Origin of the sequence: Vogesella mureinivorans (assembly GCF_007644035.1) — a bacterium.
GTDB classification, from domain to species: Bacteria; Pseudomonadota; Gammaproteobacteria; order Burkholderiales; family Chromobacteriaceae; genus Vogesella; species Vogesella mureinivorans.
Genome location: NZ_VMTV02000099.1, coordinates 34,821 through 53,216, shown reverse-complemented (window position 1 = coordinate 53,216; position 18,396 = coordinate 34,821). Strand labels below are relative to the sequence as shown.

Annotated in this window: 17 protein-coding genes; 6 read left to right on the top strand and 11 right to left on the bottom strand. The window is 62.4% G+C overall.

The window, feature by feature from the left end; translation table 11 throughout:
- Nucleotides 1-62 precede the first annotated feature (62 nt).
- Nucleotides 63-416, top strand: a complete 354-nt coding sequence (locus FLQ44_RS02375) for an endonuclease domain-containing protein (RefSeq protein ID WP_147692880.1) — start codon at nt 63-65, stop codon at nt 414-416.
- Entirely contained in the window at nt 413-1,600 is a 1,188-nt protein-coding gene (gene prpF, locus FLQ44_RS02370; protein ID WP_147692879.1) for a 2-methylaconitate cis-trans isomerase PrpF, read from the top strand. The genes FLQ44_RS02375 and prpF overlap by 4 nt, the downstream gene beginning before the upstream one ends.
- An 88-nt stretch (nt 1,601-1,688) precedes the next feature.
- On the opposite strand, the gene hchA is transcribed toward prpF, so the two are convergent.
- Nucleotides 1,689-2,573 (bottom strand): glyoxalase III HchA, encoded by an 885-nt coding sequence (gene hchA, locus FLQ44_RS02365; protein WP_147692878.1) that lies wholly within the window; start codon nt 2,571-2,573, stop codon nt 1,689-1,691.
- 237 nt (nt 2,574-2,810) lie between these two features.
- Here hchA and FLQ44_RS02360 point away from each other — a divergent pair, with 237 nt between their 5' ends.
- Nucleotides 2,811-3,770 (top strand): LysR substrate-binding domain-containing protein, encoded by a 960-nt coding sequence (locus FLQ44_RS02360; protein ID WP_147692877.1) that lies wholly within the window; start codon nt 2,811-2,813, stop codon nt 3,768-3,770.
- Between the two features lie 18 nt (nt 3,771-3,788).
- Here the strand turns inward: FLQ44_RS02360 and FLQ44_RS02355 are convergent, their stop codons facing one another.
- Nucleotides 3,789-4,745, bottom strand: a complete 957-nt coding sequence (locus FLQ44_RS02355; protein WP_147692876.1) for a LysR family transcriptional regulator — start codon at nt 4,743-4,745, stop codon at nt 3,789-3,791.
- Nucleotides 4,746-4,821: 76 nt separating this feature from the next.
- Between FLQ44_RS02355 and FLQ44_RS02350 the strand changes: the two genes are divergently transcribed.
- A complete protein-coding gene (locus FLQ44_RS02350; RefSeq protein WP_147692875.1) occupies nt 4,822-5,421 on the top strand; it encodes a short chain dehydrogenase in 600 nt (199 codons plus the stop codon).
- A gap of 67 nt (nt 5,422-5,488) precedes the next feature.
- Here FLQ44_RS02350 and aguB read toward each other — a convergent pair whose 3' ends face one another.
- From aguB to FLQ44_RS02335, 3 genes are read right to left on the bottom strand one after another with little or no spacing between them, the layout of a single operon-like run.
- Nucleotides 5,489-6,355, bottom strand: a complete 867-nt coding sequence (gene aguB, locus FLQ44_RS02345) for an N-carbamoylputrescine amidase (protein WP_147692874.1) — start codon at nt 6,353-6,355, stop codon at nt 5,489-5,491.
- Nucleotides 6,348-7,469, bottom strand: a complete 1,122-nt coding sequence (locus tag FLQ44_RS02340) for an arginase family protein (RefSeq protein WP_147692873.1) — start codon at nt 7,467-7,469, stop codon at nt 6,348-6,350. Before FLQ44_RS02340 ends, aguB begins: the two co-directional genes overlap by 8 nt.
- A 9-nt stretch (nt 7,470-7,478) precedes the next feature.
- A complete protein-coding gene (locus FLQ44_RS02335) occupies nt 7,479-8,573 on the bottom strand; it encodes a polyamine ABC transporter substrate-binding protein (RefSeq protein ID WP_170252724.1) in 1,095 nt (364 codons plus the stop codon).
- Nucleotides 8,574-8,693: 120 nt separating this feature from the next.
- Here FLQ44_RS02335 and FLQ44_RS02330 point away from each other — a divergent pair, with 120 nt between their 5' ends.
- Entirely contained in the window at nt 8,694-9,623 is a 930-nt protein-coding gene (locus FLQ44_RS02330) for a LysR family transcriptional regulator (RefSeq protein WP_170252723.1), read from the top strand.
- A gap of 53 nt (nt 9,624-9,676) precedes the next feature.
- Here FLQ44_RS02330 and FLQ44_RS02325 read toward each other — a convergent pair whose 3' ends face one another.
- The gene (locus FLQ44_RS02325) at nt 9,677-10,714 is read right to left on the bottom strand and encodes an ABC transporter substrate-binding protein (protein ID WP_206208627.1); all 1,038 of its coding nucleotides are present in this window, start codon (nt 10,712-10,714) and stop codon (nt 9,677-9,679) included.
- A 269-nt stretch (nt 10,715-10,983) separates the two neighbouring features.
- Between FLQ44_RS02325 and FLQ44_RS02320 the strand changes: the two genes are divergently transcribed.
- On the top strand, nt 10,984-12,972 hold the full coding sequence (locus tag FLQ44_RS02320; RefSeq protein ID WP_147692870.1) for a putative bifunctional diguanylate cyclase/phosphodiesterase: 1,989 nt from the start codon (nt 10,984-10,986) through the stop codon (nt 12,970-12,972).
- A gap of 314 nt (nt 12,973-13,286) precedes the next feature.
- Here FLQ44_RS02320 and FLQ44_RS02315 read toward each other — a convergent pair whose 3' ends face one another.
- The 5 genes from FLQ44_RS02315 to FLQ44_RS02295 form a co-directional block, all read right to left on the bottom strand.
- Nucleotides 13,287-13,655 (bottom strand): VOC family protein, encoded by a 369-nt coding sequence (locus FLQ44_RS02315; protein WP_147692869.1) that lies wholly within the window; start codon nt 13,653-13,655, stop codon nt 13,287-13,289.
- 170 nt (nt 13,656-13,825) lie between these two features.
- Nucleotides 13,826-14,728 (bottom strand): hypothetical protein, encoded by a 903-nt coding sequence (locus FLQ44_RS02310; protein ID WP_147692868.1) that lies wholly within the window; start codon nt 14,726-14,728, stop codon nt 13,826-13,828.
- 251 nt (nt 14,729-14,979) lie between these two features.
- Nucleotides 14,980-15,918 carry a hypothetical protein gene (locus FLQ44_RS02305; RefSeq protein ID WP_147692867.1) on the bottom strand — a complete coding sequence of 313 codons (939 nt, stop codon included), beginning with the start codon at nt 15,916-15,918 and terminating at the stop codon, nt 14,980-14,982.
- An 86-nt stretch (nt 15,919-16,004) separates the two neighbouring features.
- Complete coding sequence (locus FLQ44_RS02300; protein WP_147692866.1) at nt 16,005-17,150, bottom strand: glycerate kinase; 1,146 nt, start codon at nt 17,148-17,150, stop codon at nt 16,005-16,007.
- Nucleotides 17,151-17,367: 217 nt separating this feature from the next.
- The gene (locus tag FLQ44_RS02295; RefSeq protein ID WP_170252722.1) at nt 17,368-18,279 is read right to left on the bottom strand and encodes a LysR family transcriptional regulator; all 912 of its coding nucleotides are present in this window, start codon (nt 18,277-18,279) and stop codon (nt 17,368-17,370) included.
- Nucleotides 18,280-18,396: the final 117 nt, after the last annotated feature.

Below are 18,396 nucleotides of genomic sequence, written 5' to 3'. Positions count from 1 at the left end.
CTGGGGAGAGGGGTTGGGGTGAGGGGCAAGCAGCACAAGGTAACAAACGAAGGGAGCAGCGCATGCCGGCCAGCCAACACGCAAGGCAACTTCGCCAGCGCATGACCGATGCCGAGCTACTGCTGTGGCGCCACCTGCGTAGCCGGCGGCTGGATGGCCACAAGTTTCGCCGCCAGCACCCTATCGGCCCCTACATTGTGGACTTCGTCCACCTGCAGGCCCGGCTAATTATCGAAGCAGACGGCAGCCAGCACCTGGGCAACGCGCACGACCGCCAGCGCGACGCCTGGCTGCAAGCACAGGGCTACCGTGTGCTGCGCTTCTGGAATAACGACATACTGCAGCACCCCGATACCGTACTGGCCGCCATCTGGCAGGCGCTGCCAGACCAGACCAGAAAGGACGCATCCTCATGAGCCACCCGGCACAAATCCGCATCCCCGCCACCTATATCCGTGGCGGCACCAGTAAAGGCGTGTTTTTCCGCCTGCAAGACCTGCCAGCAGCCTGCCAGCAGCCTGGCGCGGCGCGTGATGCGCTGTTCATGCGCGTAATAGGTAGTCCTGACCCGTACAGCGCCCACATCGACGGCATGGGTGGCGCCACCTCCAGCACCAGCAAGTGCGTGATCCTGAGCAAAAGCAGCGTGCCCGGCCACGACGTGGACTACTTGTACGGCCAGGTCTCCATCGACAAACCGTTTGTGGACTGGAGCGGCAACTGCGGCAACCTGTCCACCGCCGCCGGTGCCTTTGCCATCCACGCCGGCCTGGTGGCACCAGAGCGCGTGCCGCAGGACGGCATGTGCACGGTGCGCATCTGGCAAGCCAATATCCGTAAAACCATTATTGCCCACGTGCCGGTCAGCCACGGCCAGGTGCAGGAAACCGGCGATTTCGAGCTGGATGGCGTTACCTTCCCTGCCGCCGAAATCGTGCTGGAGTTCCTCGAGCCGTCCGACGATGGCGACGACGGCGGCGCGATGTTCCCCACTGGCAACCTTATCGACCAGCTGGACGTACCCGGCATCGGCACCCTGCCCGCCACCATGATCAGCGCTGGCATCCCCACCGTGTTCGTCAACGCGGCCGATATCGGCTACAGCGGCACCGAGCTGCGCGAGCACATTAATAGCGACGCCGCAGCACTGCAGCGCTTCGAGGCTATCCGCGTGGCCGGCGCGCTGCGCATGGGGCTGATCAAGACGCCAGAAGAAGCCGCTACCCGCCAGCACACGCCCAAGATTGCCTTTGTGGCACCGCCGCGCGACTACACCGCGTCCAGCGGCAAAACCATTGCCGCCGGCGATGTGGACCTGCTGGTGCGGGCGCTGTCCATGGGCAAGCTGCACCACGCCATGATGGGTACCTGCGCGGTAGCTATCGGCACGGCCGCGGCCATCCCCGGTACGCTGGTGAACCAGGCGGCCGGTGGCGGCGCGCGCGAGGCGGTGCGCTTTGGCCACCCGTCCGGCACGCTGCGCGTGGGCGCGGAAGCGGTGCAGGAAAACGGCCAATGGAAAGTGACCAAGGCCATCATGAGCCGCAGTGCACGCATCCTGATGGAAGGCTGGGTACGCGTACCGGGCGATACGTTCTAAAACTGCTTGCCTGCAATGTGATGCGGCCAACCTTGTGTGACAAGGTTGGCCGCATCATTTATCTGTAATCACTATCTGCCAACAGACCTTACTGCCCGGCCACCTCGGCCAGCAGCGCCTGCGCGGCCAGCTTGCCCAGGTTGTTCGCCGCCAGCGGGCTGTCGCCGGTAATCAGCTTGCGGTCCTGGTAGCACTGGCCGCTGATGCCCTCGTTCAGCACCTCCACACCCAGATCCCCCAAGCGCGCCGCCAATGGCCAGCGCAGCTGGCCAGGCATATAGCCGATATCCACGTTGGCGCCCTGGTCCAGCGCGTCGGGGAATACGCAGATCTTGTAGCCTTTATAGATATAGTTGTCGGCGCTTTCGCCCAGCGCTGGTGCCAGCAGGCAGGCGGGGCCATGGCACAGCGTAATGACGTACTTGTCTTTGGCCATCGCCCACTGCAGCAGTGCTTTTACTTCCAGGCTGTCCGGAATGCCCACCAGCGCACCGTGCCCGCCCGGCACAAACACTGCGATATAAGGCGAATCGTCGTGCAGGTTTTCTGCCATCACATCAGACAGTTTGCGCGGCTGTTTGAACTGGGCGCGGTACTTCTGGTACGTGGCTTGCACCGTCTCGTCTTCTGCCGGCATGGCCCACATCTCGAATTTCACCGGGTTGCCGGACAAGGTGGCCACCTCGATATCGAAACCGGCGCTATCCAGGTGGTACATCGGCAGCAGGGTTTCTACCGGGTGGTTGCCGGTAGAAAACATGGTGCCGTTTTGCATCAGCACGTAGCGCTCGTCGGTAGCCACCATCAGCACTTTCCACTTTTTGCCAGTGTAGGGCTGCGGGTAAACCGTGCCGTCAAAGTCGGTCTTGGGGGCGGTATACAGGCTGAGCGAGTACGGTGACGGAAAGAAGGCGTTTTCCTCGGCACGGTCGGGTGCGGGTGCTTTGCTCAGTTCATTGACTACGGTTGTCATGTCAGGCCCTTTGTGTTGGATTGATCTGCGCCATGCCGCTCGCAGCTGCAATCGTGGCAAGCCAGATGCCCCGTCCGGCTGCTTGGCGGCATAGAGAAGCTACACCGCACACTGCTTGCAATAATAGTTAAAAATTGCAATGTAGCGTTTCACTGGTGCAACAGCGGCAGCACCTGACACCAGGCTAGCGGATACGGTAAGTTAAGGTCCTGTTTCCGATACTTCGCTACCCACACCATGCTGGATCTGAATGCGCTTTATTACTTTGTGCAGGTTGTCGACCATGGCGGCTACCACGCCGCCAGCCGTGCCACCGGGGTGCCCACCTCTCGGCTTAGCCGCAGTATTCGCCAGCTGGAAACCCACCTGTCCGCCCGCCTGCTCAACCGCAGCCCGCGCCACTTTGCACTGACCGAGGCCGGGCAGGCGTTTTACACGCACTGCCAGCAAGTCGTGCTCGCCAGCGATGCGGCACAGGCTGCCATTGCCCAGCAGCACATCGAGCCGCAAGGCACGATACGGCTCAGCTGCCCCACCGCCCTGCTCAATTTTGTGGTGGGCGGCATGATCTCGCGCTACATGGCGCGCTACCCGCTGGTAAAGGTGCAGATAGACAGCACCAACCGCGAGGTAGATGTGGTGCGCGAGGGGCTGGACATCGCACTGGTGGCCAAAACCCCGCCAATAGAAGACAGCAACCTGGTGATGAAGCGGCTATCGCGCAGCCCGCAGGAGCTGGTAGCCAGCCCGGCGTTGCTGGCGCGCTACGGCCACCCGGGCCACATGGACAACGTGGCAGGCTTGCCCAGCCTGCACTGGGGGCCACAGGCACGCAGCTATCAGTGGCAGCTACAAGGGCCTGCAGGGCAAAGCGCCACGGTCTGCCATCAGCCGCGGCTGGTCACCGACGATGTCATTACCATCCGCCGCTGCGCACTGGAACACGGCGGCATCGCCCAGCTGCCTTTGCTGGTGTGCTTCAAAGACCTGCAGCAAGGCTTGCTAGTGCCCGTGCTGGACGGCTGGCAGCCACCGGAGGCAGTGGTGTTTGCGCTCTTCCCCTCGCGCCAGGGCATGCCACTTTCGGTACGCAGCCTGCTGGACTTCCTCACTGACAGCTTTGGCGACATGGATTTTTCCAATCTGCAAGCAGGCTACGCGGCAAGGGGCGACGAAGACGCCTGTTTCATGCGCTAAGGTTGGCCGCAAGGCGGTTCAGGCCTGCCCCAGCAGCAGCGCCTGCTCCGGTGCAGCAAACCACTGCTGCAGAAAGGCCACCAGCGCCCGTACCCGCGCCGGCTGCGGCAGGCGTTGCGGGTAGACCAGATACAGGCTCTGGCCACGGCCGTGCCACTGCGGCAGCAGGCGCTGCAGCCGCCCGGCGGCCACGTCTGGCGCCACCAGATAGCTGGGCAGGCGGGCAATACCGGCGCCCTGCAGTGCGAAGTTGCGCAGCAGGTTGTAATCGTTGGCCAGTAGCGGCGCACTTACTGCCACGCTGGCCAGCTCGCCATCGCGGTGAAACGCCCAATCGCTGCTGTGGCTGATATGGCTGTTGCACAGGCAGATGTGGGCCGCCAGGTCGGCCGGCACGTGCGGCAGCGCCCTACCCGCCAGGTAGGCTGGCGCCGCCACCAGCCAGTCGGCCACCTCGGCCAGCGGGCGCGCAATCAGCCGCTCTGGCGGCGTGATATTGCTGCGTATGGCCAGATCAAAGCCTTCGGCTTCCAGGTCGTGCGGTCGCGCCGACAGGTCCAGCTCCACCTCCAGCGCCGGGTACTGCTGGCGCAAAGCCAGCATGGCCTGTGCCATGAACACGCCGCCAAAGCTGGTGGGCACGGTAAGCCGCAGGCGGCCGGCCACCTCCTCGCGCAGCTCGGCCAGCGCCTGCCGCGCCGACTGCACCCGCAGCAGCCAGTCGCGGCAATGGCCCAGGTATAGCTCGCCCGCATCAGTAAGCAGCAAGCGCCGCGTAGTGCGGTATAGCAGCTGCGCGTCCAGCGCCTGCTCCAGCTGACGCACCTGGCGGCTCAGCAGCGCCTTACTCACCCCCATGCGCTGCGCCGCGGCGGTAAAGCTGCCCTCTTCCACCACCGCGGTAAACGCCATAGCCCATTGCAGCTGCTGCGCCTCGCTGACCAGGTCGATTGTTTTCTTAAGGTTGACAGTCATTCTACTTTTACCCTGCTTATCGCCATGCAAAAGCAAGATAACATGCTGATACGTAAACAAACACAAGGAAATGACCATGCGTATCCTGCTGATTGGTGCCCACGGCACCCTGGGCCAGGCGGTAGCTGCCGAGCTGAGCCAACGCCATGAAATCATCACCGCCGGCCGCAACAGCGGCACCCTGCGCGTGAACCTGGCCGACATGGCCAGCGTAGAGGCGATGTACGATGCCGCCGGCCCGCTGGACGCGGTGGTCAGCGCCGCCGGTAATGTGCACTTTGCCCCGTTGGCCGATTTCAGCGCCGCGCACTACCGCATCGGCCTGGACGACAAGCTGATGGGCCAGGTGAACCTGGTGCTGGCCGGCCAAGGCCGGCTGAATGACGGTGGCAGCTTTACCCTTACCAGCGGCGTGCTGGCCGACGAGCCCATCGTGGCCGGCAGCAGTGCCAGCATGGTGAATGCCGCGCTGGAAGGCTTTGCCCGCGCTGCCGCCATCGAGCTGCCACGCGGCCTGCGCATCAATGTGGTAAGCCCCGGCGTGCTGCTGGAAGCCATGGCGGTATACGGGCCGTTTTTCCGCGGTTTCGAGCCGGTACCCGCCGCCCGCGCCGCGCTGGCTTTCAGCAAAAGCGTGGAAGGCGCGCACAGCGGCCAGGTGTACCGCGTTAAATAAGCACCAAAGCACAGCCCGCCAGGCCGGATAGCGGGCAAGGCGGGCTGTATCCACAGACAGGGCTGGCTTATACCGCGTACTGCAGCAGCGTGCCGTAGTGCTCTACGCGGCGGTCGCGGAATACCCCCCAGGCGCGGCGCTTGGCCGCCAGCGCATCCAGATCAAAGGTGGCGGTAAGGATGGTGCCGTCTTCGTTACCTGCCTCGGCGCGCAGCTCGCCGTCTTCTGCAGCAATGAACGAGCCGCCATAGAAGGTGATATGCGTACCGGCCTCGCCGTGTTCTACCCCCACGCGGTTACTGGCCAGTAGCGGCATCACGTTGGCCGCAGCGTGGCCGCGCTGGGTGTTTTGCCAGTGGCGTAGCGACTGTATGCCCGGGTCGTGCGGCTCACTACCGATGGCGGTGGGAAACAGCAACAGCTCGGCGCCCATCAGTGCCATGCTGCGCGCGGTTTCGGGGAACCACTGGTCCCAGCAGATACCCACGCCCAGCCGCCCGTAGCGAGTGTCCCACACCTTGAAACCCATATCGCCGGGCGCAAAGTAGAACTTCTCGCTGTAACCCGGGCCGTCCGGTATGTGCATCTTGCGGTAGTGGCCCAGCACGCTGCCGTCGGCGTCGATCATGGCCAGGCTGTTGAACTGGGTGTTACCCGCCTGCTCGAAAAAGCTTACCGGCAGCACCACCTGCAGCTCGCGCGCCAGCGCGGCAAAGCGCCCCAGCCACGGGTGGCCGTCGAACGGTGCCGCCAGCGCGTTGTGGTGATGGCGCTGGTCGATGCAGAAATACGGCGTTTCGAACAGCTCTTGCAGCAGGATCACCTGCGCCCCTTGCGCCGCCGCAGCGCGCACCAGGGCTTCGGCACGGTCCAGGTTGGCCGCACGGTCCCAGCTGCAGGCCATCTGGGTGGTGGCCACCGTCACGTTACGCATCTTGCTCTCCTTGCAGTGCCCAGTGCTGAGCCTGGGCGTCTCGGGCGCGGGCGACGGCAGCTGCCTCGCCACTGCTCAGTGGCCGGTCCGGCACCCAGTGCGGATCGTCAAAATCCACCTGTTGGCCGCTGAGGCCCTCAATCACACCTAGGGTGGCGATCGGCAGGTACGGCAGGCTGTAGCCGCCTTCCTGCAGCATCACGATGCGGCCCTGGCACAGCTCACCCGCCGCAGCGGTGAGGCTGGCCGCCAGCGCGCGGTAGCCAGGGCGGGTCAGGCGCATGCGGCCCAGCGGGTCGTAGGCGTTGGCGTCCTGCCCGGCCGATACCAGAATCAGCTCGGGGGCAAAACGGCGCAGCACCGGCAACAGCACTTGCTCGAACGCCAGCGCGTAGGCGGCGTAGCCACTGCCGGCTGGCAGCGGAATGTTCAGCGTGTAGCCGGTGCCCGCTCCCTGGCCTTGGTCCCGCTCGCTACCGCCTTCCAGCGGGTAGTTGCCTTCCTCATGCAGCGAGCAGAACAGTACCTGCGCGTCGGCCTCGAACACGTGCTGGGTACCGTTGCCGTGGTGTACGTCCCAGTCGATGATGGCGATGCGCTGCAGGCCGTACTGTGCCTGAGCGTGGCGCGCGGCGACGGCCACGTTGTTGTAGTAGCAGTAGCCCATGGCGTAGTCGGGCCCGGCGTGGTGGCCGGAGGGGCGGATCAGCGCGTAGACGCGGCCAACCTGGCCCTGCAGTACCGCGTCTACCGCGGCACAAGCCGCACCGGCAGCAGCGCGGGCGATGCGCTCGGTGGCCGGGCCGCCGCGTGCATCGGGGCCAAGCTCGACACCATCGCCATCTGCAGCGGCACAGTTGGCCGCCAGCTGCGCCAGGTAGGCCGGGGTGTGCACCCGCAGCAGTGCCGCGTCGTCGGCTGGCTGGTAGGCCAGCGGCTGCAGGCGCGCCGTCATGCCGGTGGCGTCCAGCAGCGCCTTGGTATAGGCCAGGCGCTCGGAGCAGTCGAACTCGGCGCCGGCGTCGGCTGCGCCATGTACACCGTGGTAGGTCTGGCGGCCGGCGTTATGTTGCAGAAACAGCTCGTCGTACAGAAAACCGGTGGGGGTGGTCATGGTGTGCTCCTAGCGGCCGGTCTTGAATTTTTGCCACAGCCGGGTCTGGATGCGCTGCACGGCGGGCTCTAGCGGGCGCTGTACCCAGAAGGTTTTCATGCGGGCGGCGTCGGGGTAGATCATGGGGTCGCCTGTCAGGTCTTTGCTCATCAGCTTGGCGGCCTGGGCATTGGGGCTGGGGTACATCACCGCGTTGCTGATATTGGCGATCACGTCCGGGCGTAGCAGGTAGTTGATGAACAGGTGGGCGTTATCAACGTTCTTGGCGTCTTTGGGGATCACCATACTGTCAAACCACATGGGCGCGCCCTGCTGCGGAATGGTGTAGGCGATGTTCTGGCCGTTTTTGTTCTGCTTGGCGCGCAGCTTGGCCACCAATACCGCGCCGGAGTAACCGGTGCTGACGCACACCTCGCCATTAGCCAGGTCGTTCATCACCGGGGTGGCGATCAGGCGCTTCACGTAGGGGCGGGCTTTGGCCAGCACGGCGTAGGCGGCGTCGTAGTCCTTGGCGCTGGTGCTGTTGGGGTCCAGCCCCAGGTAGCGCATGGCCATGGGCAGCATCACGCTGCCGGCGTCGTTATAGGCCACATTGCAGCCTTGCAGCTTGGCCAGCACCTCGGGCTTGAACAGCAGGTCGTAGCTATTGGCCGGCAGCTGGCCGCCCAGCGCTTTCTTCACTTTGTCCACGTTGTAGCCAATGGCCGTGGTGCCCCACATATACGGCACGCTGTACTGCATGCCGGGGTCCACGCTGCTGACTTTGGGCACAAAGGCCGGGTCCAGGTTTTTCAGGTTGGGCAGCTTGCGCTTGTCCAGCTTCTGGTACACCCCGCTCTGGATCTGGCGCGTCAGGAAATCGTTGGACGGAAACACCAGGTCGTAGCCACTGCCGCCGGCCAGCAGTTTGGTCTGGAGCACTTCGTTGCTGTCGTACACATCCAGCCGCACTTTGATGCCGGTTTCTTTTTCGAATCCGGCAACAGTGTCGGGGGCAAAGTATTCGCCCCAGTTGTAGATGTTCAAGGTACCGGCTGCCTGGGCCAACGGTGGCACACAAGCAGCCGCAATACAGATGGCAAGGGCTTTCACGGTGATTTTCATGGCACTCTCCCTGGTGTGGTAAGCACAAATGCGTGCGTCGGTGAAAACATCATGAGCGCAAGTGCGCGGCAGGATAAAGTACGTGGCAGGCAGTTCTTTTTTTCCCGAATGGAAAAACTGATGGATACATTTCAGGCGATACAAGCCTTTATCGCGGTGGCAGAAACCGGCAGCCTGTCACGCGCCGCACTAAAACTGGGCAAAAGCCCGTCGGCCATGACCAAAGCGCTCAACGCGCTGGAGGCGTCGCTGGGCACCCGGCTGCTGACGCGCAGCACGCGCCAGGTGGCGCTGACCGAAGCTGGCCGCATTTATCTGGAAACCGCCAGCGAAGCCATGCAGCAGCTGGGGCGGGTGGGCCAGCGCCTGCGCGAGCTGGATGGCGAGCCACGCGGCGTGCTGCGCATTACCGCGCCGCTATCGTTTGGCCGCGCCGTGCTATCGGGCTTTTGCCCTGCATTCATGCAGCGCTACCCCGAGGTGGAGCTGGATATCAGCCTGGCAGACCGCTACGTAGACCTGGTGGCCGAAAACTACGACCTGGCACTACGCCTGGGCCACCACGACCTGCCAGGCCAGATTGCCAAGGTCATCGGCGACAACCGCGTGATGGTGTGCGCCTCGCCGGCCTACCTGGCCAGCGCGCCACCCCTGCACAGCCCGGCCGACCTGGCAGCACACCGCTGCCTGGTGTACCGCCACCCGCTGCTGAACCCGGCATGGTTTTTTGCCCGCGATGGCCACAGCCTGCGGGTGGAACCACAGGGGCGTATCCGTTCGGATAACTTCGATCTGCTGCTGGACGCGGCCTGCGCCGGCCAGGGTATCTTGCCCTGCCCGCGCTGGAGCGCTTTGCACCACATCAGGGCCGGAAAACTGCTGCAGGTTTTTGCCGATTACCACTGCACGGGCGAGAGCTTCGGGCGCGACCACGTGTACGCGGTGTACCCGGCGGCACGGCGCAACGCGCTGAAGGTGAGGCTGTTTGTGGAAGAGATACAACAATGGATGGCGTGTCATTTTAGCGACAGCGCCAGCCCGGCCGCATAAAGCGCCTGGCGGCGGCAGCCGGCACCCAGGCAGGCTGACAGGCGCTGACACGCCTAGGGCAGCAAGGCCTGAAAACTGAAACGGTAACGCTGGATAGCGGGATTCTTCACCTTGCTGTAGCTGGCAAAATCCACCCGGCTGAAATCGGCATCGCTGTACGCCTTCAGGTAGCGCTGCGCCATGGCGGCGTCAAAGCGGACAAACAGCGGCCGCTGCAGCTCCAGCCCCTCGTTGGCAAAATCCTTGCCGTGCTCGTAGTCGTACAGCATCACCAGCGCCCACGCACCGGTCACAAAATGGCCGCCGGCCAGTGTGGCCAGGCTGCCATCGCTCAGGTTTTGCAGTGCCTCTGGCGAGGTATTGATGCCGCTGAAAAACGCGTCCCGGCCTGGCTGGCCACCGCGGGCGCGCCACTGGGCCATCGCCCCCATGGCCATCTGGTCGCTACCGGCCCACACCATGCGGGCTTGCGGGTGGCGGCGGTACAGCCAGCTGGCCTGGCGCGCTGCACGCTGGCGGTCCCATGCGGCCATCACTTCCTGCACCACCACCACATCGCCCGCGTCGCGCACCGCCTGGTACAAACCCTGCAAACGGAAAACCGACGTAGGCGTACTGCGGTCGCCGCCAATTACCAGCATGGGCATTTTGCCGCCTATGCGTGGCACCTGTGCCTGGCGTGCCTGGGCAATCAAGGCCTGGCCGGTAAGGTAGCCCGCATCTTGCGCACGCGGCTCCAGCGAGCCCAGCCATAGGGGGTACTTTTGCCGTGGCTTGCCCAGCTCGGCACCCGCCGCCCCCGTGCCACGGCCACTAAAGGCCAGAAAAGTCTTGATGCCGGCGGCACTCAGCGTGCGAACCATCTCCGCCGCCGTGCCAAATTCATTACTCAGCACTACATAATCCGGCCGCTGCCCTGCAGGCAGGCTAGCCAGCGTACGGGTGTGCTCTAGCGCCAGCTTGTAGTTGCGCGCGGCGTACTCTACGCGCAGCGAAATACCCAGGTCCTCTGCCGCAGCCTGCATGCAGCGGCTAGCGGTGAACCAATAGGTTTCATTAGCATGCCCAGGGTTGATAAACACCACAGACATGGCCCATGCGGGGTGAGCAACGCACAGGCAGCACCAGAGCAATACAGCGCGCAGCATAGGGGCCATTCCTACGAATCGATAAATAACATTGTAGGTACTAACATAAAAAGCTCATGGTTAATATCGAATAGCAGCGATCGCTGCGGTAGCAAGCCACCCGCCATGCACAAAGCATGCATATCTGTGTCTATAAAACACACACATGCCCGATGGCATGAGAAAATTCCACACAAGCCCATACTGCTCTGCCTACCAACGCCAAGCCCGCCATGCCCAACACACCCGAACAACACGCGCCCAAGCTGTGGCACTTTTTTTCCAGCCTGCTGGGGCAAGGCAGCAAGGAAATTCTGGGCCAGCAAGAGCGCCGGGATAACGTACTGACCATCGCCCCCATCGGCTTTGTGGTAGCGATTCTCTTTGCGCTGTTCAATACCCTGCTAGCCCCCTACCCGCTACTGGGCGCCATAGAAGCAGCCAGCGCCGTGCTGCTGTTGCTGCCTGCCATCCGCCTGGCGCGGCGCGGCCAACATTTGCGCTGGGCAGAAAACCTGCTGATGCTGTGCGGCATCGTGGTATTTGGCGCACTGGTGGTGGTAGGCGGCGTGGGCGGCACCGGCCTGTTCTGGGCGTACAGCTTTCCTTTCATGGCATTTTTCATCAAAGGCCAGCGCAAGGGCTGGCTATGGAGCAGCCTGTTTTTGCTGGAGGTCGGCGTGCTGCTGCTGGCGCTGCGTGGCACCGCGCTGGCCTACCCCTACGACCCGGTGCAGATACCGCACTATCTGTCGTCGCTGCTGTTTGTATCGGTGATTGCCGCCTGCTTCAACCTGCTGCGCAGCCGTTTTCAGGAAAAACTGCACGAAGGCGTACTGGCCAATACCGCCACCGCCCAGCACTACCTGGACCAGCTGCAGTTTCTGGCGCTGCATGACCCGGTTACCAAGCTGCCCAACCGCACCCGCATCCTGCCGGTACTGCAAGAAGAAATCGGCCAGGCCCAGGCCCGCCAGGGTGGCTTGCTGGTGATTGCCATGCGGCTGTCCCGCCTGCCCGAGATCAGCAACATCATCGGCAACGATGCCACCAACGAGCTGATGCAGGCCATCAGCGCCACCTTGCAACAGCTACTCGGTGAAGGCGGCAAGCTGGGGCGCATCGCCCGCGAGGAAATGCTGCTGGTTTTCCCCATGCGCAAACCGCAATTCAACCTGGACAACACCACGCGCATGGTAGGCAGCTACAACCTGGATTTTGAAATACGCGGCTTCCCGGTACACATCGACTACACCGCCGGCATTGCCACCTACCCGCACCACGGCAGCAGCGCCGAAGTGCTGCTGCACAAAGCCGAGCAGTCCATGCTGCAAGCCCTGCAACATGGCGTACCGGCCACCATGTACGACGCCAGCCAGGACGAAGCCTTTGTACGCTACCACTACCGCTTTGGCCGCCTGCGCGACGCCATGGCGCAAAACCAGCTGACCCAGCACTTTCAGCCGCTGATCAATATCCGTACCGGCAAACTGGTGGCAGCCGAAGCGCTGGCACGCTGGTTCGACCCGGAAGAAGGCTTTATCTCGCCGCTGGAATTCATCCCCATTGCCGAAAGCTCCGGCCTGATCAAGCCGCTGACCCGCTGGACCATCCGCGAAGCGCTGCGCCAGTGCGCCTTATGGCAGGCAGACTTCCCCGGCGTGGCGGTATCGGTAAACCTGTCGGTACGCAGCCTGTTCGACCCCGAGCTGCTGCCCATGCTGCGCCAGCTGCTGCAGGAAACCGGCATCAACCCGGCACTGGTACGGCTGGAGGTCACCGAAAGCCTGATGCTGACGGCGCCGGAAAAAGGCCTGGCCATCCTGCGCGACATCGTGGCGCTGGGCATACGGCTGGCCATAGACGACTACGGCACCGGTTTCTCCTCGCTGGGCTACCTGAAGCTGCTGCCGGTGCAAGAGCTGAAAATCGACCAGCGCTTTATCCGCCACCTGGTAGAAGACCGCGGCGACATGGCCATTGTGGAATCCACCATCGACCTGGCGCACCACCTGGGCCTGAGCGTGGTGGCAGAAGGCATAGAAGACCAGGAAACCATGCAGCAGCTGTGGCTGCTGGGCTGCGATATCGGCCAGGGCTACTACTACAGCAAACCCATGCCGATAGACGACTACCTGAGCTGGTGTGACCACTACCAGCGCCGCCAGGCGGCCAACCCGCAGCTGCTGGACAGCGAGCCGGACAACACCCCGCTGCTGTAAGCCTGCTGCTGCGCTGTTGTCGGAGGGCTAGTACGGATAAAGCGCGTTTGGATCTGCGTAAATAGCGGGGCCGCTAGCCTCGCTGGTTTTTTGGCCAAGGCAGGTGTGGGGTGGCGGGAAAGAGGCATTGCTGCTGGCCTTGCTTGGCCAACACGTAGCTTGAGTTGAGCGCAGCGACGCCCAACATTTACCATGTATCTCGCTGCAAGCCCTGTCACTTGCCTGGAGAACGCGGTAAGCGTTGGGTTTCATTTCATTCAGCACACAGGGTGGGCAAAGCGCAGCGTGCCCACCCTACTTGCTGTCGTACCAATTCAATCGATGTTCTGGCCAATCCGCCAAAGAACACCGGATGGGTCGTAAAGACAGAAATCACGCATCTGCCAAGGCTGATCTTCCAGCTCGGTAAGCTTGACCCCGTACTTTTCAAGGACACCACTTTCGTGGACCTGCTGCCACCAGGCACCCACATCTTCTACCAGGATGTGCATCATGAAGTTTTCAGCGAACGATTCAGCACAGAAATCCTGCAGTAAAAAGCTCACGCCCCCAAAGTGGAAATAAGCCACACCGCCCCCCTCGGAAGCCATCGTAAAACCAAGGTCCTGGTAGAACTGTTTGGAAAGGGCAAAGTCCTTCGACGGGACGAATGCCTTGATTTCCGAGATCTTGAGATTTGACATGGTGTGTTAGCCCTATGACGCCAGACGTTTGACAAGAGAAGCTGGGCCGGCTTGCCAGCGCGTAAGTTGGGCTGAGCGCAGCGAAGCCCAATGTTTACTAAGTATCTCACTAGAAACCATACGGATTCTCTTGAAGCGCGATACTTGACGAATAAGACAGCATCCACTTGCTACCGATGAAAGTTAGCATCTTTGAAATTATTCTCTGTATCAAAAGTAACGCCTTGCCGAATGAGACCAAAAAGCTCTTCACCCAATCGAGTTTTCTCTCGAGATGGCACTACATGGCACTTCTCATCAGGAACGGCCTTAACCAAAATCTCAACAGGGACATTTAAAAAAATTGGACTCTCACTTAAGCAAGCAACATCCACATGCAAATCAACATCAGAAGTTAGTGCGTGCTTCAACAAACACGCCTGAAAATATGGACATAGCAATTTCGAAAATAACACATCCAATTTCTCGTAGAAAAAAGAATTCTCTTTACTTATGACAACTTGCGGCATCAGATCAACCCTTGGAATAACATATCTAAAGGAATTGAATACCTGCATAGCTATAACTACAGCTTGCATTACATCGACTTGATTGGCAAAAAATGGATTGCCACTAAACGATGTTTTGTGAAATACGAGTGATTTATCGTTCGTCCGATCGTGAAACAATTCGTTTCTATACATTTTAAAATCTGCCAACATCTGCAGAGGACCGGAATAAAATGGAATTTTATCAACACCCAGCATGTCAAATAAGATTTTTATACGCGCATCCAATTCTTTCTTTTTTATTTCATCAAACGACACATCTTTAACTAAGCAGGATATCCTTAAAATAGAATTAATATAAGACTCAATTGCCATAAACCACAACCCAACAGTCGCCTGCACAGCATTACCCTGATTTATCTGGTCGATTGACATTTCAAGCTGTTCCAGCTGTTGCGCACTGTAATAGAATGCAAGCTGAGAGAACTGCATATATGTCAAGCAAGTCATGGCATTAGGACCTAACGAAGGTATCCAAGCCACAGTATTACCAATATCGTTCTCCCTAAGCTGCTCAAGTAGCATAAAAATCCCAATCGTAAAACGATAAAATTTGTCGAATCATATTTTATTTTTATCATGATGTGATAAAAAATGTTACTGCTTTAACATGCCATTAACGCTGCGAATGTTTGAAAGTGCGCACACAGCCAGGACTGCCGCCCCAGACTAGCTTAATGCGCTACCCCAACACGTAGGATGGGCACGGCCTATTGGCCTTAACTCACCCCACTTGCATATCCCAGCAAGTCACCCGCATCCACAACCGCCGCCCCCTAAACCAGCCCCCGCAGCGACCTGCTTTGCCATACCGTCTGCAGCCGCGTCTCGGTAAAGTCGTCCGGCGTGACCGTTAGCCGGCGTGGCCACAGGCCCAGAAAGCCGTGCCGGCGCGGGTGCATGTCCAGCCACTGCGCCACGCCGCGGTAGCAATAGAACACCAGCTCGGCGCAGCTAAAGCTCTGGAAGGCTTTCACGTCGTTGCAGGCAAAGTCGTACTCGGCGCCCAGTTTGCCCAGTGCGGCGGCGCAGGCCAGCCGGGTGGCTTCGTGGCGCTGCAGGGTGTGGTCGGCCAGTAGCTGGCTGGCCAGGCGCTGCTCGGCGCTGCCTGGCTGCAGCGCAAAAACCGGTGCGACATCGGTGTGCGGTACGCCCTGAAAGGTATCGGGCAGGCGCAGCACCTGCAGGTAGTCGCAGCGGCAAAAGCTGAGGATGTCTTCCATCTGTACGCCTTCCGCCATGGCGTGAATCACCATGGCGTTATCGGGCCAGCTGCCATCGCTGTGCGGCTGCAGCACGCTATCAAAAAAGCGTTCCCGCATGGCCTCGCGGTGTGCCGGCAGTGCGGCGGCGGGGATGCGGCGGTCCTGGTCCCAGGCGTAGCCGCTGATATCGGCGGCGGCGTGCTGGCGGTCTGGCTGCGCGATGCGGCCAACGTACAGCGCGGCATGGGTAAAGCGCCCTTTGCGGCGCTGGCCGGTGCCTAGCGGCCAGCTGCTACGGATAAACCAGCTGTCCAGGTAGCCATCGTAGGCGCGCAGCAGGATATCGCCCGGCTGCAGCACGCCCAGCAGCTCGCGCACGTCGGCACCTTTGACACGGTAGGTAGACGGGTCGAACACGATGACTGGCGGGGCGCGAAAGTATTTCAGGCGCCCCAGCAGGGTCATGGCGGCTTTTTGCAGTGGGCGGAACATATCAAATACCATAAGCATTCAATATGTCCACTATGACAATTGAACACCATGGCGGCAAGCGCCTGCCACCGTTGCCTGGCTGTATGGCCAGCAAGCTGTGTTGCTTACGACACGCCCTGCCCCAGCGCCAGCAGCGCGCCCACATTACCCGCCACGCGCGCCAGGTTGGCCGCAGCGTTGCCCAGCGCGGCATCCAGCGTGGTGATGCGGTCCACGCAGGCAAACACGGCGCGGATGTGGTGCTGCTGCAGCGCCTCTACACCGTCGCCCAGCGCGCCACCAATGGCAATAGTGGGTACGCCATGGCGTGCTGCCAGCGTGGCCACGCCCACCGGCGTTTTGCCAAAGGCGCTCTGCCCGTCCAGCCGGCCTTCGCCGGTAATGACCAGGTCGGCGCCCTGCAGCGCAGCGGCCAGCCCTGCCGCCTCCAGCACCAGCTCGATGCCCGCCTGCATGCGCCCGCCCAGCACCGCCAGCGCGGCCGCGCCCATGCCGCCGGCGGCACCGCTGCCGGGCAAGTTAGCCGCATCGCAGCCGGTGGTGGCGTGCAGCACGGTGGCGTAGCGCGCCAGCGCGGCGTCCAGCTGCGCCACCATGGCAGGCGTGGCGCCTTTTTGCGGGCCGAATACCGCGCTGGCGCCGTGCTCGCCCAGCAAGGGGTTGCGCACGTCGCAGGCAATATCGATGCGGCACTGCGCCAGCCGTGGGTCCTGCGCGGACAGGTCTAGCGTGGCCAGCTTGGCCAGCGCCGCGCCGCCCGGCGGCAGCGCTTGCCCCGCGGCGTCTAGCAGCCGCGCGCCCAATGCGGCCAACATGCCGGCGCCGCCGTCGTTGGTGGCCGAGCCGCCTATGGCCAGGATCAGCCGCCGCGCGCCGTGGTCCAGCGCGGCGCGGATGAGCTGGCCGGTACCGTAGCTGCAAGCGCGTAGCGGGTCGCGCTGCTCGCGCGGCACCAGCGCAATGCCGCTGGCGGCGGCCATCTCTACCACGGCGGTTTCGCCGTCGCCCAGCATGCCCCAGGCGGCCTGTACCGGCGCACCCAGCGGGCCGCTCGCTTGCAGATAGTGATAGCGGCCACCCGTGGCGGCCAGCAGGGCATCCAGCGTGCCTTCGCCGCCGTCGGCCACCGGCACTGTGTGCAGCTGGGTATGCGGCAGGTGCGGCGCCAGCGCGGCGGCGATGATGTCGGCCACCTGCTGCGCGCTAAGGGTCTCTTTGAACGAATCGGGGGCGATGACGATCTTGCGCATGGTGTCTCCCGCTGGCGGCACGCAGCCGCCGCATGATAAGGGTTGGCCGCTACTGTGCGGCCAAGCTGATATGGATGGCAAAGCCTGCTGGCCACGCAAACGGGCTTTGCCTTGCAAACAGAAACTTTGCTGATGCAAAGGCTTACGTGGCGCAACCCGGCCTGGCCGGGTACCGCACACCTTGATGCGTACGGTGTCAGCCGCCTGCGGCCCGCCGCTACAGTGCGGCCAACCTTTGCTGCAGGCTGGCAGCCTCTTGCTGCAGCAGGTCGATAAAGGTATCGGTCAGCGGCGCTGGCGGGCGGTACAGCGGCTGCACCAGGCTCACACGGTACGGCACCGACACCGCAAAGCGGCGCAGCTGCAGGCCGCTACCGGCCATGGCCAGCGCGGTAAGCGGGTTGACAATGGCCACGCCCAACCCTTCGCGCACCAGCGCGCACACCGACACCGCGCTGTGCGTTTCCCACAGTAGCTGGCGGCCCACGCCGGCCTGCTCGAATACCGCATCCAGCAGCCGGCGGTAGCGGTCGTCCGGCGACAGGCTGACAAAGGGCTGGCCGGCAAAATGCTGCGGGCTGAGCACGCTGTGCGCCAATAAGGGGTGACCCTCGGGCAGCACGCACAGCTCGTCGGCCTCCAGCACTGCCTGCAGGCGGGTGCCGGGCGGCGCTTCGCTGTGCTCGGTCAGGCCGATATCAAAGCGCTGCGCGCTGAGCCATTCTTCCAGCAGCGGCGATTCCTGCGGCGTAATGGCTACCCGCGCCTGCCCGGCTACGGCGTGCAGGCGGCGGCACACCGCCGGCAACAGCGCATGGGCAAAGGCTGGCAGGCACACCAGCGCCAGCTGTGCCTGGTCCAGCCGCGCCAGGTTGGCCGCGGTTTCGCTTACCCTGGCCAGGCCGACATAGGCGCGCTGCACCTCGTCGTACAGTGCCAGCGCCCGCGCCGTGGCCTGCAGGCGGCCTTTGTCGCGCTGGAACAGCGCATAGCCCAGCAGCTGCTCCAACCGCGCCAGCTCGCGGCTGACGGTGGGCTGCGAGGTGCGCAGCAGCGTGGCGGCACCGGTAACGCTGCCGCTGAGCATGATGGCGCGGAATACCTCGATGTGACGGTGACTGATTTCCAAGCCCCACCTCATATCAAAAATGAATCGATTAGCAAAATAATAGCATTTTACCGCATACACGGCAGCGGGCATGATGCAGGGCAACACGCCGCACCACGGCACACATAACAGGACAAA